The organism is Candidatus Pelagibacter sp. HTCC7211, from assembly GCF_000155895.1.
GTDB lineage: Bacteria > Pseudomonadota > Alphaproteobacteria > Pelagibacterales > Pelagibacteraceae > Pelagibacter.
In genome coordinates, this window is the sequence record NZ_DS995298.1 from 433,397 (window position 1) to 458,428 (window position 25,032).

Below are 25,032 nucleotides of genomic sequence, written 5' to 3' on the forward strand. Positions count from 1 at the left end.
TTTTTTGAAAAAATGTAAGAATATTATGAGTTAATTTTTTTTAACTCTTCTTTAGTTTCGTCTAAATTTTTTTGAAATACTGCATCTAGTTTTGATTTATCTACCGATGTTGTAATAATCTTCTTAACAGAGTCTACAGCAATTTTAATTGACGCATCTTTTATTTCTTTAATTGCAGCTTCTTTCATTTGGCTAATTTTGTTTTCAGCTAGATTTTTTTTGATTTCTGATGATTTATGAAATTTATCATTTAATTCAATTATTAATTTATCAGAATCTTTTTTAGCTTCTTCCAAGATTTCACTACTAACTGACTGTGCCGTGTCTAATTTATTTTGAGCATTATCTAGCAATGTTTTTGCATCAGTTCTTAATTTTTCACTTTCATCAATTTCGTTTTTAATATCTGAAATCATTTTATTTAGTATTTCGGTAATTTTTTGTGGAATCTTAAGATAAATTAAAGCGCCAAAAAAAATGATAAATGAAACAGCTACCCAAAAAGTTGCATCAATTGCCATAATATTTATCTCCATTTCTTTTAGACAAATCATCCACTATTGCAGAAATACTACTATTATTTACTTCAGCACCAATAAGCTTTTGAATTAAGTCAGATGAAGTTTCAATTGCAATTGTGTTAATTTTTTCAGGAGCACTTTTACACAAAGTATTTATCTCTTCCTCTGCCTTACTGATCTCTTCATCTATTTGTTTATCAAGCACTTCTCGCTTTGCATTAATATCTTTTAATGCCTTTTCTCTAGCTTGATTGAAGATATTTTTAGCCTCCAGTTTACTTTTGGATATAATTTCCTCGTATTCTTTTAGCTTTGTTTCACTATCTTCTCTTTGTTTTTCTGCAGCCTCAATATTTTCTAATATTTGGGATTTTCGCGTTTCCAGATTGTTACTAATTTTTGGGAGTATAAGTTTAGATAAAACAATATATAAAATTCCAAACGTTAGTGTTAACCAAAAGATTTGCGAAACCCAAAATTCTGGATTTAATTGAGGCATACCTCCGCTTTCAGCTGCAAAAGCTTCCAAAGAAAAAAGGAAGCTAAAAAATATTGACTGAAAATATATTTTTTTAATCATTAAATTTAAAACGCAAAAAGAATAATTAATGCAACTACCAATCCAAATAATCCTGTTGCTTCTGCTAGTGCAAAACCTAAAAGCAAATTAGGAAATTGTTTCTGTGCCGCAGATGGATTTCTCATCGCTCCTGACAAATAGTTCCCGAAAATAATTCCGATACCAACACCGGCACCAGCTAAAGCAATTGCTGCTAAACCTGCTCCGATCATTTTTGCTGCTTCTAATTCCATTATATCCTCCTATATTAGTTAATGGTGTAAATTTAATGCATCATTTAAATAGATGCAGGTTAAGATTGCAAAAACATATGCTTGAAGAAAAGCAACTAGTATCTCCAAACCAGTTAATGCAACCGAAAAACTCAGTGGAAGCCATCCACCAACTATTCCAAGACTTATTACAAAGCCTCCGAAAACTTTCATCATTGTATGACCAGCCATCATGTTAGCAAATAACCTAACTGATAAACTTACTGGTCTACTTAAATAAGAAATAATTTCTATTACAACTATTAGCGGAAGTAGTACTGCGGGCACTCCACTAGGAACGAATAATTTTAAATAGCCAAAACCATGTTTGATAAATCCAATAACTGTTACTCCAATAAAGATAAAAGCAGCCAATACAAATGTAACGATAATATGACTAGTTACTGTGAAAGTATAAGGTATCATTCCAAACATATTGCAAAATAGTACAAACATAAAAAGCGAAAATATAAACGCAAAATAAGGTTTTGCTTTTAAACCTGCTGTATCACTAATCATTTTGGACACAAATGTATAACTAAGCTCAGCTAGTAATTGAATTTTATTTGGCAAGAGTGAATTTTTTTTTGATCCAAGATTAAAAATTATTAAAATTGCTAATGTACTAATAATCATAAACAAACTTGCGTTAGTAAAAGATATATCAAATGCTCCTACTTTTATTTCTGGTCCAATTCTATAAACATTGAATTGGGTCATCGGATTTGCTGCCATAAAAACTATCTATTTTTGCATATTTTTTGCAGATCTAATTACTTGGGATATCCCAGCAATTACCCCCACAAAAAAAAATATTAATATAAACCAGGGTTTAGTACCAAAGATCTTGTCAAAAAAAAACCCAATAATTGTCCCCACTGCTACTGCTGAGACCAATTCGGTACTTAATTTGAAAGCTGTACCTATTGAGGAAGGACTATCCTTTTTATTATATAAATTCTTCTTTGAAATCTTATTTTTTGCAATCTCTAAGCGAGTTTTAAACGGATCTTTTGGCATTTGTATAGATTAAGCAACCATACTCTCTGCTTTTTGTAAATCAACAGCAACTAATTGACTAATCCCTTTTTCTGGCATGGTAACCCCGTAAAGCCTATTCATTTTAGACATAGTTAAAGCGTGATGGGTTACAATGATAAATTTAGTGTTGGTAATTTTAATTAGTTCCTCAAGTAGGCTACAAAATCTCGTTACATTTGCATCATCTAGAGGAGCATCAACTTCATCTAATACACAAAGAGGGGATGGATTTGTCAAAAAAACTGCAAAGATTAGGGACAGAGCTGTTAAAGCTTGTTCACCACCTGATAATAAAGTTATTGATTGAAGTCTTTTTCCGGGAGGACTTACAAGCATTTCTAAACCAGCCTCTAAAGGATCGTCTGAATCTACTAATTCTAGTTTAGCATTTCCGCCATTGAATAGTTTTGTATAAACTTCATTAAATTTTCTATTAACTTTTTCAAAAGCTTCAATAAGTCTCTCTCTTCCTTTTTGATTAAGTTCATTAATGCTATCTTTTAACTTAGCTATTGCAGTAACCAAATCAGATCTATCTTGTTCCATCTTCTTGATTTCTTCTTCATACTTACTTGTTTCTTCATCAGCTTTTAAGTTTACAGACCCTAATTTCTCTCTTTCTTGTTTTTTTATATCTAAGGCGTCTTCTTGATCAACTGCGTTAGGAAGTTCTTCGATACCATTTAAATTTGAGTTTTCTAAAATATTTTCTTCGGTTAAATTTAATTCTGAACTAATTCTATCTAAGAGATCATTTTTTCTTTTATTCAATCCTTCAATAGTTGCCCCAGAACTTGCTTTTCGTTCTCTAATTTGAATTGATTGCTCTTGAATTTCATTTAATTGAGTTCTTAAAGATTCAATTCTTTGATCTGTTTCTTCAATGATAGAGTCATTATCAATTTTTTCTTTATCTGAAATTCTTAAGTTTTCTGAAATTTGACCTTTTCTTTCAGCTTGTATTTTAGGCTGGTTATCCAATTCAGTTAATTGATTGGTAAGTTTATTTTTTCTCTCTGTCAGTTCAGCAACCATTTTTTCAGAGTTAGATAATAAATTTTTCCAACTTTCTATTTCAGTTTCTATAGTTTTAATTCTTTCATTACGTTTGATAGACTCATTTTTGATTGATTGATTTTTACTATATGCATCAGCATACTTTTCTTGTAGTTGTTTTATGGTTTTTGATTTTTCATTTACACTTAACAATTCGCTTCTACCTTTTTCATCTTTTAAATCACTTAAGAAATTATCTAACTCTATATTGCATCTGTCTAGTAACGTGACAGCTTGATTTATTTCATTAATATCAATTAATTCTTTCACTCTATTTATAGAGTTTTTAACATTTTTAATGGGGCCAATACTTATGTTTAAGGTTCCATCTGCAATAGTGCTTACAACTTCATCCACCGCTTCTTGTTCTTTACTCAGCTTTCGTTTTGCCTCTTCTAACTCTTCATTAGATAGTTTCTCTGTTTCAAAATACTTAGAATCTATATCTATTAAATCTGCTTTCTCTTCTTTAAGCCTTTTTTCGTTTGAATTAGCATCAATAATAATTCCTCTTTCTCTAGAAATATCTTCATCAAGAGTTTGAATTGATTTTTTTATACTTTCAATTTCATCTTGAGTCCTCGTATTTTCTTCATCTAAGCTTTGAAGCTCAAGATTTAGTCTTTGAATTCTAGAGAGGTTTTCAATATTTTTTTCTCTAAGAGGAGACACCTTGTCAGTTGCATCTTTTATTAATTTTTCTAGTTCTGATATTTTATTATTAAAGCCATCTACTTCACCCTCAGCCTCGTTATTAATTTCGTTTTCAATTTTTATTTCTTTATCAATTTCTAATAATTTTAAATAGTATAGCCCAGCTTCAATTTTTTTTATTTCTTCTGTAATTGATTTATATTTAGTCGCTTCTTCAGCTTGCTTTTGTAGATTAGCTAATTGCTTTTCTTGTTGTCTTCTAAGTTCGTCTGCTCTTTTAAGATTATTTTCTGCTGCACCCAACCTAAGCTCTGCTTCATGCCTTCTAACATGTAAACCTGATATACCTGCCGCTTCCTCTAATATAGCTCTTCGGTCAGTTGGTTTTGCAGTTACCAAGGCACCAATACGACCTTGACTAATCATTGAAGGTGAATGAGCACCAGTTGATAAATCAGCAAAAAACATTTGAGCATCTCTTGCTCTAACTTCTTTATCATTAATATAGAATTTAGATCCTTTATCTTTTTCTATTTTTCTTCTTACACTAATTTGGTCAACTTCACGGTACTGAACAGGTCCTTCATTATTTTTATTATCAACATCGATTGAAACTTCTGCAATATTTTTAGATGCTTTATTTGAAGTTCCAGAAAATATTACATCTTCCATCCCTGATCCACGCATACTTTTTGCAGATGTTTCTCCCATTACCCATCTTAAAGATTCTACAATATTTGATTTACCACATCCATTAGGGCCTACAATTCCAGTTAAGCCTTCTTCAATTAAAAAATTCGTTTTATCTGCAAATGATTTAAATCCATTTAGCTGGATTTTTTTAAACTCCATGCACTAACTTATATCAGTTTTTCTAGAGCTTTTTTTAAATTTTTATAATTAAGAGTTTTTTCGAACTTTTTATCATTGATTATAATCGTAGGAGTAGCATTAACTTTGAATTTTTTAACACCATCGATTCGATCATTTAATATAAAATCTTCAATCTTTTCATCATTAATACATGCTTCGAAATTTATATTAAATCCTTCATTTTCTAAAAATTTTTTAAGATTTTGATTTGCTTCAGCGGCAGAGCTTCCTTTGACCCATTTCTGTTGATTTGCATATAAACTGTTTAAAATTTTCGAATCACCATCATTATTACATTGCGCAACTTTTGAAGCATTGAATGCTGCAATATCTAAAGGAAAATGTCTAAATTCAATTTTAGCTAAACCAGTATCCAAATAATCCTTTTTTAAATCAGGAAGTACATCCTTATGAAAATTTGCACAATGACTACAAGTTAAAGACTCAAAAGCAATTATAGATATTTTTGCATCAGCATTTCCTATGACAATTCTTTTAATATTCTCTGCACTTATATTTGAAATTGTACAAAAAAATATTATTACAAAAAATAGTGTTTTTTTCATTTTTCTTTAAATACTTTTGTTAATTCAATTAATGATTTTTTAATTTTTTCATTTTTGACATCATTAATTTTATTTTTGTATTTAGCAATTGCGACATTTTCTTGGTTGTTATTGGGTGTTACAAAAATTTGCTGTTCATCATCAAAACTTATAAATTTTAATTTTTCCACTACAGAATGACCAAAAAAACTATTCATTTTATCTAAAATGTTCTTTTTTGAATATTCTAAGTCAATTTCATGGCCTCTTTTTACCATTATCAACAATGTGCTAACACCAAATCTGTTTGAATTTTTAAATGTTTTTGGATAACAAATTTTAAAAAGTTCATTTCCAACAATATATTTCCAGTTATTGAGAGTTTCAGAATATATGTGACCTTTCTTGTTAATAATTTTTTTAACACTTGTTGGTAAAGTATCTTTAAAAGATCTTAATCCTTGAAAGCTCGAATTTCTCTGCTTAATATTATTTTTAAAGGACATTTTGAATTGACACAATGATAGCAAAAAAAATTCTTAATTGGTACGATAATAATAAAAGATCTCTTCCCTGGAGAAGAAAATGTTCATCCAAGCAAAAAGAGTATTTTACTCTTGTAAGTGAATTTATGTTGCAACAAACACAGGTAACAACAGTTATTCCGTATTTTAATAATTTTATAAAAAATATTCCAAATTTTGAAGCTTTAGCAAAAGTTAACGAAACTACACTTTTAAGATGTTGGCAAGGACTTGGTTATTATTCTAGAGCAAAAAATCTTAAAAAAAGTGCGAGATTGATAATTGATAAATACGATGGAAGACTTCCTGATAATTATGATGAACTTATAAAACTACCTGGAGTAGGGGATTATACAGCTAGCGCAATATCTGCAATTGCTTTTAATCAACAAATTATTCCTTTAGATGGAAATATAGAAAGATTATTAAAACGTATTTTAAATTTAAAAACTGAGAAAGAGATTAAAAAGGAATATCTCCATAAAGAAAAAAAAGTTTTTGGACAAACATCAAGATCTAATGATTATGTTCAGGCCTTAATGGAGATAGGAGCGCTACTTTGTAAACCAAAAAATCCTAATTGTGATAAATGCCCAATTACTAAATATTGTCTTTCATTTAAAAGACAAGACTTTGAAATTAAGAAAAAAAATAAAAAAATTATAAATAAATTTTATCTTGCAACTTTATATAAGAACAATAATCAACTGCTACTGATTAAAAATGAAAAATTTAATTTTTTAAAAAATTTACTTATTTTTCCCATGAAAGAAATAACTCTTTTCGACTCTTTGTTAAAGTCTAACAAAAAATTAAGTATTAAAATGTCTAATATGAATATGAATATTTCTATAGATTTTTTGAATACAAAAAAAAAAACTAAAGAAGGTTTATGGATTGAAAAATCAAAATTAGAAAATTACTTAATTCCGAAATTTACAAAAAAAATATTTGAGTCTGTTAAACACAATCTATGAAAAAAATAGCAATTATAGGAGCTGGGATTTCAGGTTTATTTGTTGCTAATTTATTCAAAGAAAATTCTGATTATTCATTATCAATTTACGAAAAAAATAGCTCAATTGATATGGAGGAGGGGTATGGAATACAATTATCTACAAATTCTATTAAAATTTTAAATAAAATTGGATTTAATGCTTTAGATCAAAATGAAATATTTAATCCTGAAAAAATTGATTTCTACGAAAGTATTAAAGAGAAAAAAATATGCGATCTAAATATATCAGAATTTAATTCTGAAAATTGTAAGTACACAACACTTAAAAGATCTAAATTAGTTGAATTTTTAAAAAATAGATTAGACGATAATATTATCAAATATAGTCATGATATTGAAAAAATTGAAAAAAATAGCAATCAAATTACTTTAACATTTAATCAAAATAATAAAATAAACTGCGATCATTTAATTATTTCCGATGGTGTTTTTTCTAAAAGTAAATCACTAATCTCTAATGAGCAAATAAAACCTGTTTATGATAATTCTATTGCAATAAGAGGGAATATTTCAAGCAGCAATATCAGCAATATAAATAAAAAAAATATTTCATTATTTATGGGCCATGATTTTCACTATGTGATTTATCCATTAAGTAATGATAATGAAGCATTTAATTTTATTGGTATCCTAAAATATAAATTAACAGTAAATAAGCTTGATAATTTTAATCTTTTTAAAGAAGAAACTTTCATTCAATCTATTAAAGACAAATTACAAGATAAAATTTCAGCTACTATTTTAGATAGTTTAACTAACATTAAATATTTCCCTGTTTTTGTTAGCAAAAGTTATCTCAAACCAGTTGATAATATATTTTTAGTTGGAGATGCTTTTTTTGCTTTTCCACCTTCTTTTGCACAAGGAGCATCACAATCTATTGAAGGTGGATATGAGTTATTTGACAATATTATAAATAACAAAGATCATTTCTATGATAGTAGAGCATCAAAAATAAAAATGGTAAATAATAGATCAAAAATAAATCAATTTGCCTTTCACTTGTCAAATCCAATAATTATTTTTTTTAGAAATATTTGTTTAAAGATTTTAACTAAAAATAAAAAATTTTTAGAAAATTATCTGGGAAGAATTTATAAAAATTAATTCTTTGAAATTAATCTTTGTCTTAAATAGTCAATCGGATAGGTTCTTCCATTAATATCACAATGCCAATAAGTCCAACCATTACAACTTTCGGCTCCTAGAATAGTTGCAGCAACTTTATGAATAGAGCCCTCGGCTTGATTATGCTTAATGCTTCCATCTGCCATTATTCTTGCAGTAATTTTTTTCTTATTATCAAAAATATTAGTTCCTGGTTTAATTATCCCTAACTCGACCAATGAACCAAATGGAATTCTCGGTTTAGATCTATTATTTTTAAGAGTATCTAAAAAATTATCCTCAAAGGGTTTTGCATTTTTTATTCTTTTCTCAGCAGCTTTAAAATAAGTTTTTTCTTTTTCAATACCATAAAAATTTCTACCTAATTTTTTAGCCACAGTAGCTGTCGTACCTGATCCTAAAAAAGGATCTAAAATCATATCATCCTTATTTGATGAAGCTAATAAAATCCGGTGCAATAATGCTTCTGGTTTTTGTGTTGAATGAACCTTTTTCCCATTTTTTTTTAATCTTTCAGTTCCATTACAAATTGGCAAATTCCAATTAGATCTCATCTGCAAATCATCGTTTAAGCATTTAAGTGACTGATAATTAAAAGTATATTTTGATTTTTCACTTTTCGAAGCCCAAATTAAAGTTTCGTGAGCGTTTGTAAATCTTGTGCCTCTAAAATTAGGCATAGGATTATTCTTATTCCAAATGACGTCATTTAAAATCCAGAACCCTAAATTTTGAATTGTAGTTCCTACTCTAAAAATATTGTGATAACTACCTATTACCCAAATAGCTCCATTTTTTTTTAAAATTCTTTTACACTCAGTCAGCCATGCATATGTAAATTCATCATATTTTTTAAAATTTTCAAATTGATCCCATTTATCATCAACTGCACTTACTTTAGATCTATCTGGTCTAGTTAGTTTATTCTTTAGTTGCAAATTGTATGGTGGGTCTGCAAAAACTAAATCAAAAGTCTCACTTGGAATTTTTTTTAATTCTTCAAGGCTGTCTCCATTAATAATTTTATTTTTAAAGTCAGTATTCATTTGTATAAAATAATTAGACTCCAAATGGATTCTTGGGTCAACCTGAGATTGAATTATTTGGATTCGATTTGTGCTTATCTTAATTAGCGTGACTAGATATTGTGTGTCTTGTAATTATTTATAGGTGAGAAGGTTTTTCTATGATGCTTACTGATACCGAGCTTTTTAATAGCTTTTAAATGTTGCTTAGTTCCATACCCAAAATTTTGATCCCAATGGTATCCTTTATTTGTTTTTGCCAATGATGTTATAAATTTATCTCTAGCAACCTTTGCAATAATTGATGCTGCAGAAATAGAAGGAATTTTTTTATCACCTTTTATTATTGCTTTTAAATTATAATTTTTTATATCGGGAACTTTATTTCCATCAATTAAAATTTGTGTAGGTTTTTTTTTAAGTTTTTTAATAGCTCTCTTCATTGCAAGTAAACTTGCTTGTAAGATATTAATTTTATCTATTTCCTTAACTGATGCTTTACCAATTACCCAAATTGAATTCTTTTTAATATAATTTGATAATAATTCTCTTTTAATTTTAGAAATAGTCTTAGAGTCTTTTAGTAATTTCTTATCAATATTTTTATTTAAAATTACTGCTGCTGCATAAACAGGTCCTATTAAACTTCCTCTTCCAACTTCGTCGACACCAGCTATGATTTTCATTTACAATAAAATAAAGTGATAAATTAATAACCCAACAAAGATCCCCTTAACAAAGGAAATCCATAACAAACCATAATTAGAAGTGTTAAGTTTTTTTGCCCACCAAGAAATATATCTCTTATGTAATTCAATCATTTAACTTAAATAACAATTTTTAATTCAGCAATTTTCTTTTTAATTTTTTTTAAATCCTCCCAAGAATATTTTTTATTTTCTGGAAATCTAATTAGATAAGAAGGATTAAAAGATATCATTACTGGATAGGTTTTATTTTTTAGTATTGTTTCTTTCCATTTACCCCTTTCAGATGATATTTTGGTATTAATGCCAGTTACAGCCTCCATTGCTGAGCTTCCCATTAAAATAATAATTTTTGGATTAATTATTGAAATATGTTCTTTAAGAAAAACTGAATATCTTTTAATTTCTAGTGTAGTAGGCTTACGATCTTCTGGTGGTCTAAAATTTATTGCATAACTGCAATAAATATTTTGTCTTTTTATTCCAATTGCTAGCAGCATTTTATTTAATAGTTCTCCAATTTCACCCTTAAATGTTGAGCCAGATTTATCTTCTTCTATTCCTGGTGCTTCACCAATTAACATGATCGGGCTATTAATATTTCCATCACCTAGAACAATATTTTTAGAATTGTCTTTTAAACTACAATTTTCAATTGAATTTATTTCACTTTGTAAATCTTTTAATAAATCAGCTTTATTTCCAAGATGAGCATCTTCATTGTTATTAATTATGTTAAATCTATTTATTGGTTTATCTGCAAATATAAAGTTTGGCTCTATTGTATTTATTAATACCTCGTCTAATTTGCCTTTTTGATTTATAAGTTTTTTAGTCATAGAATAATCAAATGTTTAATAAACTAGTAAAAGTATTAGCTCTTTTTTTATTATTCTACCAGACGCAAGCATATTCTAAAAGTGCTAGTTTTAATGACTTTAATTCCAGGGATTTAACAAATTATTTTTCTGGAATAATTGCATACGAAAATAAAGAAAATACTGATGCCTTAAAATTTTTTAATGCTTCAAAAGTTTTATTAAATAAACATAACTCTTATTTAAAAAGGTATGTAAACTCATTAGTCTTAGAAAACAAAGTTGCCCAAGCAATTAATATAATTAAAAATAAAAATAACAAAAATAATGTAGATTTTTTTAATGCATATATTTTATTAGTTATTGATAGCTTAAAAAAAAATGATTTTAAAAAAGCTGAAGAATATTTAATTCAAAGTTTAAAATTTAAAGATCAAAAAAGGTTTAATTTAGTAATTTCAGAAACTTTAAGACAATATATCTATACATTTAAAAACAAAAAAATTTTGAACAGTAAACAGAATTTTGGAAATTTATCTTTAATATCTCAATCATTTCAAAGATGTTATTTAGATGAAAAAAATACCGGCTCTTTCTTTCTAAATTTAATTAATAATCAGCAAGGAGATTATTCTAGGTATATATTTTTTTATATTAACTATTTAATTGATAATCAAGAAATAGATGAAGCAAAAGCCATCGGAGATCAATTAGAATATATTAATTCCACTTTATTATTAACCCAAACAAAAAGTTGGTTAGACAAAAATAAGTTAAAAGAGTTTAATAAAATTTTTTCATGCAAAAATCATAATGATGTAATAAGCGAATTTTTATTTTTGATTTCAAATCTTTATTCTTCTCAAGATGATATTGAAAAATCTAATTTTTATTTAAATTTATCCAGTTATTTGAACCCAAAATTTAAATTTAATTTAACTCTTGTAGCTGAGAATTTTTATCTCAATAAAGAATATGACAAAGTTAAAACAGTTTTAAAAAAATTTGATAAAAAAGATGAGTTTTACTATTGGTTTAAGGTAAAAAAAGAGGCACAAATTATCATTAAAGAACAAGGTTATGAAGATGGAATAAATTTCATAAGTTCGAAATTTAATAATATTGGTGATCAAAATTTAAAAATGGTTTTTGATATAGCCAACTTTTATAAGAATTCAAAAAAATATAAAAAAGCAATAGAGTATTATACACAGATTATCTCAACTCTAGATGAGAATTCAGATATTAAGTCAGATATATTATATAGAAGAGGAGGAAGTTTCGAGCGACTAGGCAATTACAAAAAAGCAGATAAAGATTTGCTGCATTCCCTAGAAATAAATCCTGATGATGCTTATGCACTTAATTATTTGGCATACTCTTGGTTGGAGCGTGATTATAATATAGACGAAGCATTTCAAATGTTGGAAAAGGCATACTCACTTAAAAATAATGATCCTTATATTATCGACTCAATTGGTTGGGCATATTATTTGATAGACAATTATGTTGAGGCAGAAAAGTATCTTAAAAGAGCAGTTGAATTAATGCCAGAGGATCCAATAGTAAATGATCATTATGGAGATATATTGTGGAAATTAAATCGAAAGATTCAAGCAAGATATTTTTGGAAAAACGTTTTAAGCTTTGAAGATACAGATGAAGATATTAGAAAAAATGTCCAATTAAAAATGATAGATGGTGTTACAAATTCTTAAATGAAGACATATCGAGTTAAATCATTTGCTAAAATTAATTTAGCATTAAATGTAACTGGTAAACTTGATTTATTGCATAAAATAGAGAGCATTTTTTATTTTATAAATTTACATGACACAATTACGATTAAACAAATTAATAGTCTAGATCATCGTATTTCTTATTTTGGAAAATTTTCTAAAAATATTGGTAGAAATAATACAATTACAAATTTATTTAAAATACTTGATCAAGAAAAGCTAATTAGAAATAAAAAATTTCAAATAAAGATAAATAAGAATATACCCCAGCAAGCAGGGCTTGGTGGAGGATCAATGAATGCAGCTAGAATTTTAAATTTTTTAATAAAAAAAAAATATATTAAAATAAATCAAAAAAAAATTACTGATATTTCTAACTCAATTGGATCAGATGTAATTCTTGGAGTGGATCTTAAAAATGGGATTTTAAAATCTAATAATAACATTAAAAAATTTTCTAACTGTAATAAATTTTATGTACTTTTGGTAAAGCCAAATTTTGGCTGTTCTACAAAGGCTATTTATTCAGGGGTTAAAAATTTTACAAGATCAAAATATAATAGACCAAAAAAGATAATGTTTAGTCCGCAATATTTGTCCAAACAAAATAATGCTTTAGAGAATGTTGCTTTTTTAAAATATCCAAAGCTTAAAAAAATCAAATTATTTCTAGAAAATTTAAAACAGCCATTATTTGTGAGAATGACTGGCTCAGGTTCAGTATTGGTTGCATATTTTCATTCAAAAAAAGATTGTGACATGGCAAAAGTTCATTTTAAAAGAAAATATAAAAATTATTGGTGTAATACATCAAAAACTCTATAAATTTTATATTTTTGTGTTATACGAAATTAATATTGGGGCGTAGCCAAGCGGTAAGGCACTGGTTTTTGGTACCGGCATCCTAGGTTCGAATCCTAGCGCCCCAGCCATATATGAATAATTTTTTAGATAAAATTTTTTTAAGATATCAAAATCTTGATTACATTAGTAAAAATCTCAAAGATATAACCACCAATACATCTGCAAATAAAATTTTTGATGCAATTAATAGTTACTCAGAAAATAGTGAAGTGAGATATGTAGGAGGGTGCGTAAGAAAAATTATAAAAAAAGAAGCCATTGACGATATTGACCTTGCCACAAATTTAAAACCAAATGAAGTTTGTGAAGCCTTAAAAAAAAATAAAATTGATTACTATGAAACTGGAATTGAACATGGAACAATTACAGCATTAATTGATAAACAAAAATATGAAATTACATCTTTAAGAAAAGATATCCTTACAGATGGAAGACATGCCAAGATAGAATTTTCATCAGATTGGAAAGAGGATGCAGAAAGAAGAGACTTCTCAATTAATTCAATTTATTCTGATAAAAATGGCAACTTATTTGATCCTAACAATGGAAAGAAAGATTTAGAGGAAGGCTTAATAAACTTCATAGGTGATACAGAAAATAGAATAAAAGAGGATTACTTAAGAATTCTAAGATATGTACGTTTTTTTATAAATTATTCAAATCACAAACATAGACCAGAAATAATTAAAATAATAAAAAGAAATATCGATGGAATATCAAAATTATCTAGTGAAAGATTGTTAGATGAATTTAAAAAAATAACTAATTCGAAGAATTTTTTAAAATTATTTGAAGACGATCTAAGCTTAGAGCTTCTATATCTTATATTTCCTCAATTTAAAAATTTAGAAAATTTTAAAAAACTAAACTCATATGCAAAAAATAATATATTTAATATCGATTTTATTTTTTTATTATCTCTCATGGTAATTGATGGAACTGATAATACTGAATATTTTTTATATAAGTTTAATATTTCTAAAATAGATCAGAAAAGGCTAAAAATGATTAATTCCTTTTATAACGAAGGAATAAATATAAAAAAATTTACAAAAAAAAATCTTAATAAATATTTATATTATAATGGTAATGAAGCAGTAATCGATATTATAAATTTTAAGATTTTTAAATCTAACAAAGTTGAAAAAAAATTAATAAATTTACTCGAATACTACAAAGATAAAGTAATTCCAATAATACCAATAACAGCAAAGACACTAATGAATGATTTTAATATTCCCGAAGGTAAAACTTTAGGAAATAAATTTAAATCGATCGAAGAGATTTGGGTTAATAATGGTTTTAAAATTTCAGATAAACAAGTTCAAAAAGTTATTAAGAGTTAGATATATTGAACATCTTTGATCTCAAAGTTTTTAATTCCTGCTGGTGTAGTTATTTCAACTAAATCATTTTTGTTTTTTCCAATTAATCCTCTGCCTATTGGAGATTGAAAAAAAATTAGTTTTTGTTTTAAATCAGCTTCGTCTTTTCCAACAATTTTATAACTGATCTTTTCTCCATTATCTAAATTTTCTAAAAATACCGTTGAGCCAAAAATAACTTTTCCATCATTATTTAATTTAGTTACGTCAATAACATTTGCTCTAGCAATAATATCATCAATTTCAGTTATTCTACCTTCATTATGTGATTGTTCTTCTTTTGCCGCGTGGTATTCAGCATTTTCTTTTAGATCACCATGTGATCTAGCTTCAGCAATAGCAGCAACTATTTCAGGCCTTTTTTTTTCTTTTAAAAAAATTAATTCTTCTTTCAATTTATTCAAACCGTTCAGTGTTATTGGCTCTTTATCCATTTTTTATTTCCATTTTACAATTGGTGGTAACGACATTAAAATTCCTTCAACATTACCCCCAGTTTGTAGACCAAATTTTGTTCCTCTATCATACAATAAATTAAACTCTGCGTATCGTCCTCTTTTTACATATTGCATCTCTTTATCTTTAAAAGTCCATTTTTTTTTTATCTTTTTTTTAATAATCGAGTTAAATAACATTTGAAATGTAACACCAACATCTCTCACAAATTTAAAATCATTTTCAAAATCATTCTTTTTATAATCAAAAAAGATACCACCAATTCCCCTTGCTTCTTTTCTATGTGGTAAGTAAAAATATTCATCACACCATTTTTTGTATTTTTTATAATATTTTTTACTATGTCGATCGCACATTGTTTTTAAAGTTTTATGAAATTTACTTTTTTCCTGATTATCTTTGATTGCAGGAGTAACATCCATACCTCCACCAAACCAATTTTGTGTTGTACAAATATATCTAGTGTTAAAATGCATAGCTGGAATATGTGGATTTTGCATGTGCATCACTATTGAAATTCCTGAAGCCCAGAACCGAGGATCCTTACTAGCTCCTAGAATATTTTTTTGAAATTTTTTTGGAAATTTTCCATTAACTTTTGAAAAGTTAACACCAACTTTTTCAAAAATTTTACCATCTTTTAAAATTCTATATTCACCACCACCTTCATTTTTACTTTTACTTCTTTTCCATGTTGTTGATTGAAAATTGATTTTATTATTTTCTAACTTTATGATGTCATCACATATTGCATTTTGAAGTAATTTAAACCAATTACTAGCTAGATCTTTTTTAATTTCGTTATCCATTTTATATCAATTTAGTTTGTCTTAAACTTTCTGCCAAAATAATTGCTACCGAAGATGCAATATTAAGCGACCTGGTATCTTCACTCATTGGTATTTTGAGACGATCATTTATTAATTGATGCACACTTTCAGGAACTCCAGAACTTTCTCTGCCAAATAAAATTGTATCATTTTTTTCAAATTTAAATTCTGTATAGGATACTGACGCTTTGGTTGTCATCAATACAATTCTTTGATTCTTTTTCGCTTTAAAGAATTTATCAGAGCTTTGATATATATTAATTTTGTCCCAATCCATATAATCCATCACTACTCTTTTGAAGCGTTTATCACTCAAATGAAAACCACAAGGTTCTATTATTTCAAGTTTGGCCCCTAAACAAGCACAAGTTCTAATTATTGCAGCTGTATTTTGAGGAATATCAGGCTCATATAATGCGATTTTAGGTCTTAGAATTGATGGATTCTGTGTCATTCTTTCAGTAGTAAAATTATTATTTTATATTATATGAATTCGTATATTAAGTATTTTAAATCAATAACGGGCAATATTAATTATTATAATCAATGTCAGACAAAAAAACAGAAAGACGAGACTTTTTATTTACAGCCTCATATGCTGTTGGTGCTGTAGGTGCTGCCGCAGTTGTTTGGCCACTTATAGACCAGATGAATCCAGATGCATCTGTTAAAGCATTAGCTAGCACAGAAGTAGATATTAGCTCAGTTAAGCGAGGAAATACAATTACAGTTCTATGGAGAGGTAAACCAGTTTTTATCAGAAGACGAACAGAAGAAGAAATTAAAGAAGCTAGATCTGTAAAGATGGAAGATTTAATACATCCTGAAAAAGATGAAGATAGAGCAAAAAATCCGGAGTGGCTTGTTATGCTTGGTGTTTGCACTCACTTAGGTTGCGTTCCATTAAATGATAAAGGTGATTATGATGGATGGTTTTGTCCTTGTCATGGTTCTCATTATGATACTTCTGGAAGAATTAGAAAAGGTCCTGCACCATTAAACATGGAAGTTCCAAAATATGAATTTGTTAACGCTAATACAATTAAAATTGGATAATATTTATGAGTGATCATGATTACACACCTTCATCAAAAGTTGGAAAATGGTTTAACGATAGGTTACCGCTACTTACTCTTGCAAACCATTTAACAGATTATCCAACTCCAAAAAATTTAAATTATTGGTGGACGTTCGGTGGAATTTTAACTTTTTGTTTAATTACTCAAATTGTAACTGGTTTAACTCTTGCAATGCACTACATTGCCCATGCTGATATGGCATTTGAAAGTGTTGAGCATATCATGAGAGATGTTAATTATGGTTGGTTAATAAGATACATTCATGCAAATGGTGCATCGATGTTTTTTCTTGCAGTTTACATTCATATTTTTAGATCTTTGTTTTATGGATCTTATAAATCACCAAGAGAAATAATCTGGATTATTGGTATTATAATTTATTTATTAATGATGGCTGCTGCTTTCATGGGCTATGTACTACCGTGGGGACAAATGAGTTTTTGGGGAGCAACAGTTATTACTAACTTGTTTAGTGCAATTCCATTAGTAGGTGAAGGAATTGTGACATGGCTTTGGGGTGGTTATTCAGTAGATAACCCGACTTTAACTAGATTTTTCACACTTCATTATCTAATACCTTTTTTAATTTTAGGACTTGTAGTTCTTCATATTTGGGCATTACATGTTCCAGGTAATAATAATCCAGTTGGGATTGATATTAAGAAACCTTCGAAAGACACAGTCCCATTCCATCCATACATTGTTATCAAGGATGGTTTTGCATTATTAATGTTTATGATTGTGTTTGCATTTTTTGTTTTTTATTCACCTAATATTTTAGGGCATGCAGATAATTATATTGAAGCAAATCCGATGGTCACACCAGCCCACATAGTTCCAGAGTGGTACCTGTTACCTTTTTATGCAATATTAAGATCTGTTCCTGATAAATTGCTTGGTGTTGTTGCTATGCTATCAGCTATTTTGATATTAGCTGTACTTCCATGGTTAGATACGTCGAAAATAAGATCTGCTGTGTTTAGACCTTTATACAAACAATTTTATTGGATACTTGTGGCTGATGTATTGATCTTGGGCTACATGGGTGCAATGCCTGCAGAAGGGCTATATTTATTAATTGCAAGAGTAGCAACCGCATACTATTTCCTTCATTTTCTGGTGATCTTGCCAGTTCTTGGATTTAAAGAAAAAACTATTCCTGTTCCTTTAAGTATAACAGAGTCAGTGCTGGGTGGATCACCTAATTTGGCAACTGCAAGAAACAATCAAAGTTTTGATAAATCAAAGTGAAAAATTTAACAAAATTATTTTATATTTTAGGCTTTTTTTTTCTTACAACAGCTTATTCATTCTCAGCTGAAAAAGTTGACTACTTAAAGACTGATTGGAGTTTTAAAGGTTTATTTGGAAAATTTGACAGAGGATCACTTCAAAGAGGATATCAAGTATATACTGAAGTTTGTGCTGCATGTCACTCAATGAAATATTTAAGCTATAGGAATTTAGGAGAAAAAGGTGGACCTGAATTTTCAGAGGCGGAGACAAAAGCAATAGCAGCGTCGTTTGAAGTATTGGATGGTCCAAATGCAGACGGTGAAATGTTTACAAGACCAGCAAAATTATCAGATAAATTTGTAATGCCTTACGAAAATGTTAAGGCTGCTCAAGCAGCAAATGGTGGCGCATATCCACCAGACATGTCAGTTTTAGTTAAGGCCAGAGGAGGTGGAGTAGACTACATTTATTCTTTGCTACAAGGATATGAAGATGTACCATCTGGAATGACTTTAGATGATGGTGTTCATTACAATAAATATATGTATGGTAATAAAATTAAAATGTCAGCCCCACTTTCAGATGGTATAATAGAATATGGTGATGGAACTGAAGCTACTGTAGAACAAATGTCGAAAGATGTGACTACGTTTTTAATGTGGGCTGCAGAACCTCATTTAGAGGCACGACACCAAATGGGTTTTAAAGCGATTATATATTTGATAATTTTAACTGTGTTAGTTTATTTCAGTATGAAGAAAATTTGGTCACGTGTTGAATCTGAAGTTTAAGACATCTCCATCTTTTACAATATAATCTTTACCTTCAAGTCTCATTTTTCCATTAGTCTTAGAGTTTACCCAACCCTCATTCTGTACAAAATCTTCATAGGATACTGTCTCTGCTCTAATAAATCCTTTTTCGAAATCAGTATGTATTTCTCCAGCAGCTTTTGGTGCAGTACAATTTTTTTGAATTGTCCACGCTCTAGTTTCTTCAGGTCCAGATGTAAAGTAGGTATCTAAATCTAATATTTTGTATCCTTTTTGTATTAACATGTTTAGTCCTGTCTCTTTTAGACCAATCATTTCCATATAATTTTTTCTCTCTTCGGACTCTAATTCGTTTATTTGATTTTCTATATCTGCTGATACAATTAATGTGTTTTCTTCACCAAATTTATTTATAAAATTTTTTGTATACTTATTTCCATTTTGAACACTTTGTTCATCAACATTACATACAAAAATTTTTGGCTTAATTGATAGTAGGCCACTTTGATTTAGTAATTTATTTTCAAATTGAGTATTTAAGATCGAAATATCTTTATCATTATTAATACAATCTAATGCAAGTTCTAGTATTTTCAGTTGTTCTTCATCAACATTTTTTTTATTACTTTTTTCCAACCTTTTTTGAATAGACTCTAAATCTGCAAGCATCATTTCGGTTTCAATAATTTCAAGATCTCTAATTGGATCTACGGTAGGATTAACATTTTGAATATCATCAGAGTCAAAACATCTAATCATATGAATAATTGCATCTACTTCTCTGATGTGCGAAAGAAACTTATTTCCTAATCCCTCACCCTTAGAAGCTCCTTTTACAAGTCCAGCAATATCAACAAATGAAATTGTAGTATTAATAACTTTTTTAGATTTTGAAACTTTAGATAAATTTTCCAATCTTTTATCAGGAACAGCAACAATACCTATATTAGGATCTATAGTACAAAAAGGAAAGTTTGCAGCTTGAGCTTTACTTGAATTTGTTAATGCATTAAAAAGTGTAGATTTACCAACATTGGGTAAACCAACAATTCCACATTTAAAACTCATTATTTATTATTTACTGTGCTTGAAAATAAGTCTAATTTTTTATCAACAAGCAATGAAATGGATTCTATAATATTGTTAGAAATTTTTTCTATACCCGGCATTTCATCTTCATCAAAGTTTTGAAGGACAAAATCACCAACTTTTATATTCTCTTTTGGTTTTCCAATTCCAATTCTCACCCTAGAATATTCTTTGCCAATAAATTTATCGATTGATGCAATTCCATTATGACCTGCACTTGATCCACCGTATTTTGCTTTAATCTTTCCAAACTCAACATCTAAATCATCATGAAATACAATTACGTCTTCAGCATCTATTTTAAAGTATTCAATGAGTTCTCTGATACAAATTCCAGAGTTATTCATAAATGTTAGAGGCTTAATAGCATAAACTTTTTGATCACCCACGTTTCCAGTCGTAAGCAAACCTTTAAATTTTGGCTTTTGTTTTGATAGCCCAAACTTTTTATTTATAGAATCTATGATTTTGAACCCAACATTATGTCTATTGTTTTCACTGTCTGGAGTGGGGTTACCTAAACCTACGAATAAAAGCATATGTTTTGTTAAAGGGTAGTAAAATTCAATTTTGATTAATTATTTTTTTTCTTCAGCAGCTTTATTATCGTCACCTTCTTTTTTATCACCTTCTGCTGCTTCTGCTGCGGGCTGTTCACCCTCTGCTCCATCAGTCCCTTCAGCTGCTTCTGCTTCTGCTGGTTTTTCAGGTTCTTTCATTACTGTTGGTGCAGCCAATGTAGCTATTACAAAGTCTCTTCCTCTAATAGTCGGCTCAACATCTGTTTCTAATTTAATTGAAGATATTTTGAAACTTTCACCAATATCAATACCATCTAAATCAATTACAAGACTTTCTGGTATCTTTTCGCTTGGACATCTTAGTTCTACTTTTCTTCTAACAATATTCAAAACCCCACCTCTTTTTAGTCCTGGAGATTTTTCATGGTTAATGAATTGAACAGGCACCTCAATTTTAATTTTTAAACCTGGAACAACTCTTAAAAAGTCAACATGAATTGGTTCATCAGAAATAATATGATATTTAATTTCTTTTGGTAAAACATTTTGTGATTTTCCGTCTACATTAAGAGTAACTATATTTGATAAAAAGTTTTCTTTTTCGATTAAAGATTTCAAAAGCTTTTTTGAAATTGATATTTTTTCATTTTGAGCTTCACCACCATAAATAATTGCTGGCACATTGCCGTTATTTCTTAGAGCACTTAATTCGCCCTTAGTTTTGGTGTTTCTAATGTTTGCGTTTAAAGAATTCATAAAGTGTCCGGTTTTTAGCCCAAGTTCCTTAATAACTCAAGGTAATTATTTAAATAAATCCGATACAGATGTTGAGTTTGATATTCTTTTAATTGCCTCACCCATTAAGCCTGAAATAGACAGAACCTCAATGTTTTTGACACTTTTAATTTTATTATTGTTATCAATTGTATTCGTAATCACTAAATTTTTTATAACAGATCCTTTGATTTTTTTAACAGCTTCACCACTTAATACGCCGTGGGTAATATAAACATAAACTTCTTTTGCTCCTCTTTTTTTAAGAGCCTTAGCAGCATTAACTATTGTTCCACCTGAGTCAATAATATCATCAACAATTATGCAAGTTTTATCTTTAACATCTCCAATTACATTCATTACTTGTGACTGACCAGGCTTAGGTCTTCTTTTGTCAACAATTGCAAGACCTACATTTAAAAGTTTGCCTAAGGCCCTAGCTCTTTCAGTGCCCCCGACATCAGGTGCAACACAAATTATATTTTTATTTTTTATATTTTTTTTTATATGTCTGGCAAAAATAGGAGTTGCAAATAAGTTATCAACTGGGATATCAAAAAAACCCTGTATCTGTCCAGCATGCAAATCTACTGTTACGACTCTATCTGCACCTGCTGTAGTAATAAGATTTGAAACAAGTTTAGCTGAAATGGAGGTTCTCGGAACAACTTTTCTGTCTTGTCTAGCATAACCAAAATAAGGAATAACTGCAGTTATATTTTTTGCAGAAGATCTTTTTAACGCATCAATACAAAGTAATAATTCCATTAAATTATCATTAGCAGGAGAAGAAATAGATTGTATTATAAAAATACTATTTCCTCTTATATTTTCGTTAATCTCAACATAAATTTCACCATCAGAAAAATTTCTAATACTAGAGTTAACTAATTTAGACTTTAAATATTTTGCAATATTTTTACTGAGTGGTTTGTTGCTATTGCCTGATAATAATTTCATTAAAAAAGCCTAATTAAGCATAATTATTGATATATTTCTACCATAATCACCATGTTTTAATTTTATTGCTCTTCTTGCACTAAAAAATTTATTTTTTGCATCATAAGTATCAATTTTTAAAACATCTACATACTTAACTTCATTAGTTTTAAGAGATGAATAAATATATTTAGTTAAGTCAAAATATAATTTTTTCTTACTAATCTTAAAATATTTCAGATTGTTCCTATCTTTTTTAATGAACTTTTTTTTAAAATCTTCTTTTACCTCATAATTTTTTTGAGAAATTGATGGACCAATTACAGCAGTCATATTTTCAACAGAACAACCTTTTTTTATCATGAATTTAATAACTTTTTTTACAATATCCTTAAATGCACCTTTCCAACCAGCGTGGATTGCAGCTATCATTTTTGAATTGTTATCATAAATTAAAACTGGAGCACAATCCGCTGTAAGAACTGCAATTGGCAAATATTTTTGATTAGTAATAATTGCATCTGCCTTTGGTCTTTTTTTTATTCTATATTTCTTATTAATATAAATAAATTTATTACTATGAAGTTGGTGAAGTAAAAAAATATTTTTTGCTTGATTGCTAATTTTTTTTCTTACTATTTCTAAATTTTTTTTTACATTTAATTTCTTATCTTTTGAGCCAAAACCGCAGTTTAAACTTTTATAAATATCTTTTGATTTACCACCAACACTATTAAAAAAACCATGTTTTAAATCTTTTTTTCTTGAAAGTATTTTTGATTTAATCAACTTGGAAACCTGTATTAAATTTATTTTCTGTTTTTTTAATTAGCATTACTTTAAATAAATTACCCATTTGTTTTTCATCAATTAAACGCCTTACTCTATAAAATAGGTCAGTTTTTTTAGAAAAAGGGATATTTTCGCTTATAATTTCTGCCCTCTGCAGAATTCCCATACTTGTTAAAAATTTCTTTTGATTACTAATTATAGAATTTAGATCATCAAATTGATCAATAAATTGTTTAAATAAATTAAAATTTATATTGTAAGTAATATCAGAATTTCCAATATCTTTTAAAATATCAGAATATTTATGATTTTTTACTGCTTGAAGAGTTTCATGCATTTTTGAGTCTAAGTAGCCGTAATCAATAATTAACATTCCACCGTTGTTTATATTAATTATTTCACAAATATTTTGTAAATAATTAAATGAACTTGGTGAGTATTCTATAATATCTTGATCTTTGGATATTTTAAATTTTAATTTTTTTTCAATTTCTTCGATATTAATTATTTGATCTTTAAATACTGCCTTTTTTATTTCTTTAAAATTTACATATCTTTCAAACCAACCCTCTTTTTTTTTAAAAAACTGTTTTATTGGTAGTGCATCAAAGAATTCATTAGCCAAAAATATTGTTGGATTAGAATTTATTTTTTTTATATTGTCTACCCATTCTATATTTTCAGAACTTAAATTACTTTGTTGTTGTTTTGTTAATAATTTACTTTTTTCGTGAATATAAAATTTACAATTTTCAAAACACTCTGGAAAATTTTTAAGAGTTTCAACAATAACCTTCATCATTTCACCATTCCCAGCTCCTAGTTCAAATAAATTGAATTTTTTCGGAGAGCCAATACTTTTCCAAAATGTTACTATCCAGATGGCAATCATTTCTGAAAAAAGTCTTGTGATGTTTGGCGCAGTAATAAAATCTCCCTCTTTTCCAAAAGGGTTTTTTTTCATGTAATAGCCTGTGTCTTTATTGTAAAGAGCAAATTCAATAAATTTATCAAGTGGGAGGTTAGTATTTTTATTTATTTTCATTTTTAAGATAAAATACAATTGTTCCAATCATTATGAATACTAAACTTATAATCTGACCCATCGATAAGTTAAAAATTAAATAGCCTATTTGTTCATCTGGCACTCTAAAAAACTCAATACAGAATCTAAATACTGAATAAAAAATCAAAAATAATCCAGAAATTAAACCTGGTTTTGCTAAAAAGTTTTTACTTCTAAAGTACAATAATAATATAAATAAAATTATACCTTCAAAAATTGCTTCATATAATTGTGATGGGTGTCTTGATAAATTATCAACTTGAACAAAAGTTACAGCCCATGGAACTTCAGTAACTTTACCATAAAGTTCAGAGTTAATGAAATTAGCCAATCTTCCAAAAAAAATTCCAATTGGAGCTACTAGGGATATTAGATCGGTATATACAAATAAATCTTGATTATTTTTTTTAGCAAAAAGAATACTTGCAATTATTATGCCTAATAAACCACCATGAAAAGACATACCTCCCTGCCAAATTTTAAAAATATCTAAAATATTGTTTATGTAATAATTAAAGTTATAAAACAAAACATAGCCAAGTCTTCCACCTATAACTATTCCGATGATTAGATAAGTTATATAATCATCAAATTTTTGATTAATATCTAAATTCTTAATAAAAATTTTTTTACATAATATCCAGCCAATGATAATTCCCAAGATATAAGCTAAAGAATACCATCTAATTTCAAACGAAAGTATTTGAAAAGCAACTGGGTCAAAATTATTGATGAACATTTTAAATAA

The 25,032-nt window shown here is 28.0% G+C and carries 29 protein-coding genes and 1 tRNA gene; 9 read left to right on the forward strand and 21 right to left on the reverse strand.

Annotated elements, in window-relative coordinates; all coding sequences use genetic code 11:
* Positions 1–23 precede the first annotated feature (23 nt).
* Genes PB7211_RS02275 through PB7211_RS02310 form a run of 8 tightly spaced genes read right to left on the reverse strand, consistent with a single transcriptional unit; the run spans position 24 to position 6,027 of the window.
* On the reverse strand, positions 24–536 hold the full coding sequence (locus PB7211_RS02275; RefSeq protein WP_232208821.1) for a F0F1 ATP synthase subunit B family protein: 513 nt from the start codon (positions 534–536) through the stop codon (positions 24–26).
* Positions 511–1,101, reverse strand: a complete 591-nt coding sequence (locus PB7211_RS02280) for a F0F1 ATP synthase subunit B family protein (RefSeq protein WP_232208822.1) — start codon at positions 1,099–1,101, stop codon at positions 511–513. The genes PB7211_RS02275 and PB7211_RS02280 overlap by 26 nt, the downstream gene beginning before the upstream one ends.
* Before the next feature lie 5 nt (positions 1,102–1,106).
* Positions 1,107–1,334, reverse strand: coding sequence for a F0F1 ATP synthase subunit C (locus PB7211_RS02285; protein ID WP_006997791.1), 228 nt, complete (start codon positions 1,332–1,334; stop codon positions 1,107–1,109).
* Positions 1,335–1,352: 18 nt separating this feature from the next.
* On the reverse strand, positions 1,353–2,087 hold the full coding sequence (locus tag PB7211_RS02290) for a F0F1 ATP synthase subunit A (RefSeq protein ID WP_008544060.1): 735 nt from the start codon (positions 2,085–2,087) through the stop codon (positions 1,353–1,355).
* A gap of 9 nt (positions 2,088–2,096) precedes the next feature.
* Positions 2,097–2,372: an AtpZ/AtpI family protein gene (locus PB7211_RS02295; RefSeq protein WP_008545651.1), complete on the reverse strand. Its 276-nt coding sequence runs from the start codon at positions 2,370–2,372 to the stop codon at positions 2,097–2,099.
* 9 nt (positions 2,373–2,381) lie between these two features.
* A complete protein-coding gene (locus PB7211_RS02300) occupies positions 2,382–4,955 on the reverse strand; it encodes a chromosome segregation SMC family protein (protein WP_008545690.1) in 2,574 nt (857 codons plus the stop codon).
* An 8-nt stretch (positions 4,956–4,963) separates the two neighbouring features.
* On the reverse strand, positions 4,964–5,542 hold the full coding sequence (locus PB7211_RS02305) for a thioredoxin domain-containing protein (RefSeq protein WP_008544800.1): 579 nt from the start codon (positions 5,540–5,542) through the stop codon (positions 4,964–4,966).
* Entirely contained in the window at positions 5,539–6,027 is a 489-nt protein-coding gene (locus tag PB7211_RS02310) for a DUF721 domain-containing protein (protein WP_008545495.1), read from the reverse strand. Before PB7211_RS02310 ends, PB7211_RS02305 begins: the two co-directional genes overlap by 4 nt.
* 14 nt (positions 6,028–6,041) lie before the next feature.
* On the opposite strand from PB7211_RS02310, the gene PB7211_RS02315 reads away from it, so the two are divergent.
* Both PB7211_RS02315 and PB7211_RS02320 read left to right on the forward strand, forming a co-directional pair.
* Positions 6,042–7,022, forward strand: a complete 981-nt coding sequence (locus PB7211_RS02315; RefSeq protein ID WP_008544124.1) for an A/G-specific adenine glycosylase — start codon at positions 6,042–6,044, stop codon at positions 7,020–7,022.
* Positions 7,019–8,170, forward strand: coding sequence for an FAD-dependent monooxygenase (locus tag PB7211_RS02320; RefSeq protein ID WP_008545272.1), 1,152 nt, complete (start codon positions 7,019–7,021; stop codon positions 8,168–8,170). The genes PB7211_RS02315 and PB7211_RS02320 overlap by 4 nt, the downstream gene beginning before the upstream one ends.
* Here the strand turns inward: PB7211_RS02320 and PB7211_RS02325 are convergent.
* The 3 genes from PB7211_RS02325 to PB7211_RS02335 all read right to left on the reverse strand — a co-directional run bounded on the left by PB7211_RS02325 (position 8,167) and on the right by PB7211_RS02335 (position 10,762).
* Positions 8,167–9,237, reverse strand: a complete 1,071-nt coding sequence (locus PB7211_RS02325) for a site-specific DNA-methyltransferase (RefSeq protein ID WP_008545616.1) — start codon at positions 9,235–9,237, stop codon at positions 8,167–8,169. The two genes, PB7211_RS02320 and PB7211_RS02325, sit on opposite strands and share 4 nt — an antisense overlap.
* A gap of 92 nt (positions 9,238–9,329) precedes the next feature.
* Positions 9,330–9,902 carry a ribonuclease HII gene (locus PB7211_RS02330; protein ID WP_008544188.1) on the reverse strand — a complete coding sequence of 191 codons (573 nt, stop codon included), beginning with the start codon at positions 9,900–9,902 and terminating at the stop codon, positions 9,330–9,332.
* A 140-nt stretch (positions 9,903–10,042) separates the two neighbouring features.
* Positions 10,043–10,762 (reverse strand): uracil-DNA glycosylase, encoded by a 720-nt coding sequence (locus tag PB7211_RS02335; RefSeq protein WP_008544474.1) that lies wholly within the window; start codon positions 10,760–10,762, stop codon positions 10,043–10,045.
* Positions 10,763–10,773: 11 nt separating this feature from the next.
* Between PB7211_RS02335 and PB7211_RS02340 the strand changes: the two genes are divergently transcribed.
* The 4 genes from PB7211_RS02340 to PB7211_RS02355 all read left to right on the forward strand — a co-directional run bounded on the left by PB7211_RS02340 (position 10,774) and on the right by PB7211_RS02355 (position 14,690).
* Positions 10,774–12,459 (forward strand): tetratricopeptide repeat protein, encoded by a 1,686-nt coding sequence (locus PB7211_RS02340; protein ID WP_008545365.1) that lies wholly within the window; start codon positions 10,774–10,776, stop codon positions 12,457–12,459.
* Positions 12,460–13,305, forward strand: a complete 846-nt coding sequence (locus tag PB7211_RS02345) for a 4-(cytidine 5'-diphospho)-2-C-methyl-D-erythritol kinase (protein ID WP_034398853.1) — start codon at positions 12,460–12,462, stop codon at positions 13,303–13,305.
* Between the two features lie 33 nt (positions 13,306–13,338).
* Positions 13,339–13,412: transfer RNA gene (locus PB7211_RS02350), tRNA-Gln, on the forward strand.
* 3 nt (positions 13,413–13,415) lie between these two features.
* Positions 13,416–14,690, forward strand: a complete 1,275-nt coding sequence (locus PB7211_RS02355; protein WP_008546000.1) for a CCA tRNA nucleotidyltransferase — start codon at positions 13,416–13,418, stop codon at positions 14,688–14,690.
* Here PB7211_RS02355 and greA read toward each other — a convergent pair.
* Genes greA through PB7211_RS02370 form a run of 3 tightly spaced genes read right to left on the reverse strand, consistent with a single transcriptional unit; the run spans position 14,687 to position 16,469 of the window.
* Positions 14,687–15,163 (reverse strand): transcription elongation factor GreA, encoded by a 477-nt coding sequence (greA, locus tag PB7211_RS02360; protein ID WP_008545978.1) that lies wholly within the window; start codon positions 15,161–15,163, stop codon positions 14,687–14,689. The genes PB7211_RS02355 and greA overlap by 4 nt on opposite strands.
* Positions 15,164–15,166: 3 nt before the next feature.
* Positions 15,167–15,994: an oxygen-dependent coproporphyrinogen oxidase gene (hemF, locus tag PB7211_RS02365; protein ID WP_008544112.1), complete on the reverse strand. Its 828-nt coding sequence runs from the start codon at positions 15,992–15,994 to the stop codon at positions 15,167–15,169.
* A 1-nt stretch (position 15,995) separates the two neighbouring features.
* Positions 15,996–16,469 carry a tRNA (cytidine(34)-2'-O)-methyltransferase gene (locus tag PB7211_RS02370; RefSeq protein ID WP_008545874.1) on the reverse strand — a complete coding sequence of 158 codons (474 nt, stop codon included), beginning with the start codon at positions 16,467–16,469 and terminating at the stop codon, positions 15,996–15,998.
* A gap of 92 nt (positions 16,470–16,561) precedes the next feature.
* On the opposite strand from PB7211_RS02370, the gene petA reads away from it, so the two are divergent.
* From petA to PB7211_RS02385, 3 genes are read left to right on the forward strand one after another with little or no spacing between them, the layout of a single operon-like run.
* A complete protein-coding gene (petA, locus tag PB7211_RS02375; RefSeq protein ID WP_008545710.1) occupies positions 16,562–17,071 on the forward strand; it encodes a ubiquinol-cytochrome c reductase iron-sulfur subunit in 510 nt (169 codons plus the stop codon).
* Between the two features lie 5 nt (positions 17,072–17,076).
* Entirely contained in the window at positions 17,077–18,345 is a 1,269-nt protein-coding gene (locus tag PB7211_RS02380) for a cytochrome b (protein ID WP_008546019.1), read from the forward strand.
* Positions 18,346–18,368: 23 nt separating this feature from the next.
* On the forward strand, positions 18,369–19,121 hold the full coding sequence (locus PB7211_RS02385; protein WP_445082227.1) for a cytochrome c1: 753 nt from the start codon (positions 18,369–18,371) through the stop codon (positions 19,119–19,121).
* Here PB7211_RS02385 and ychF read toward each other — a convergent pair.
* Genes ychF through lgt form a run of 7 tightly spaced genes read right to left on the reverse strand, consistent with a single transcriptional unit; the run spans position 19,098 to position 25,023 of the window.
* On the reverse strand, positions 19,098–20,171 hold the full coding sequence (ychF, locus tag PB7211_RS02390; RefSeq protein WP_008545847.1) for a redox-regulated ATPase YchF: 1,074 nt from the start codon (positions 20,169–20,171) through the stop codon (positions 19,098–19,100). The two genes, PB7211_RS02385 and ychF, sit on opposite strands and share 24 nt — an antisense overlap.
* Positions 20,171–20,731 carry an aminoacyl-tRNA hydrolase gene (gene pth / locus PB7211_RS02395; protein ID WP_008544252.1) on the reverse strand — a complete coding sequence of 187 codons (561 nt, stop codon included), beginning with the start codon at positions 20,729–20,731 and terminating at the stop codon, positions 20,171–20,173. The genes ychF and pth overlap by 1 nt, the downstream gene beginning before the upstream one ends.
* A 39-nt stretch (positions 20,732–20,770) precedes the next feature.
* On the reverse strand, positions 20,771–21,469 hold the full coding sequence (locus PB7211_RS02400) for a 50S ribosomal protein L25/general stress protein Ctc (RefSeq protein WP_008545559.1): 699 nt from the start codon (positions 21,467–21,469) through the stop codon (positions 20,771–20,773).
* A 45-nt stretch (positions 21,470–21,514) separates the two neighbouring features.
* Positions 21,515–22,447, reverse strand: a complete 933-nt coding sequence (locus PB7211_RS02405) for a ribose-phosphate pyrophosphokinase (RefSeq protein WP_008544102.1) — start codon at positions 22,445–22,447, stop codon at positions 21,515–21,517.
* 9 nt (positions 22,448–22,456) lie between these two features.
* Complete coding sequence (gene pgeF / locus PB7211_RS02410; RefSeq protein ID WP_008544052.1) at positions 22,457–23,215, reverse strand: peptidoglycan editing factor PgeF; 759 nt, start codon at positions 23,213–23,215, stop codon at positions 22,457–22,459.
* A complete protein-coding gene (locus PB7211_RS02415; RefSeq protein WP_034398857.1) occupies positions 23,208–24,263 on the reverse strand; it encodes an SAM-dependent methyltransferase in 1,056 nt (351 codons plus the stop codon). The genes pgeF and PB7211_RS02415 overlap by 8 nt, the downstream gene beginning before the upstream one ends.
* The gene (lgt, locus tag PB7211_RS02420; RefSeq protein ID WP_034398859.1) at positions 24,250–25,023 is read right to left on the reverse strand and encodes a prolipoprotein diacylglyceryl transferase; all 774 of its coding nucleotides are present in this window, start codon (positions 25,021–25,023) and stop codon (positions 24,250–24,252) included. The genes PB7211_RS02415 and lgt overlap by 14 nt, the downstream gene beginning before the upstream one ends.
* Positions 25,024–25,032 lie beyond the last annotated feature (9 nt).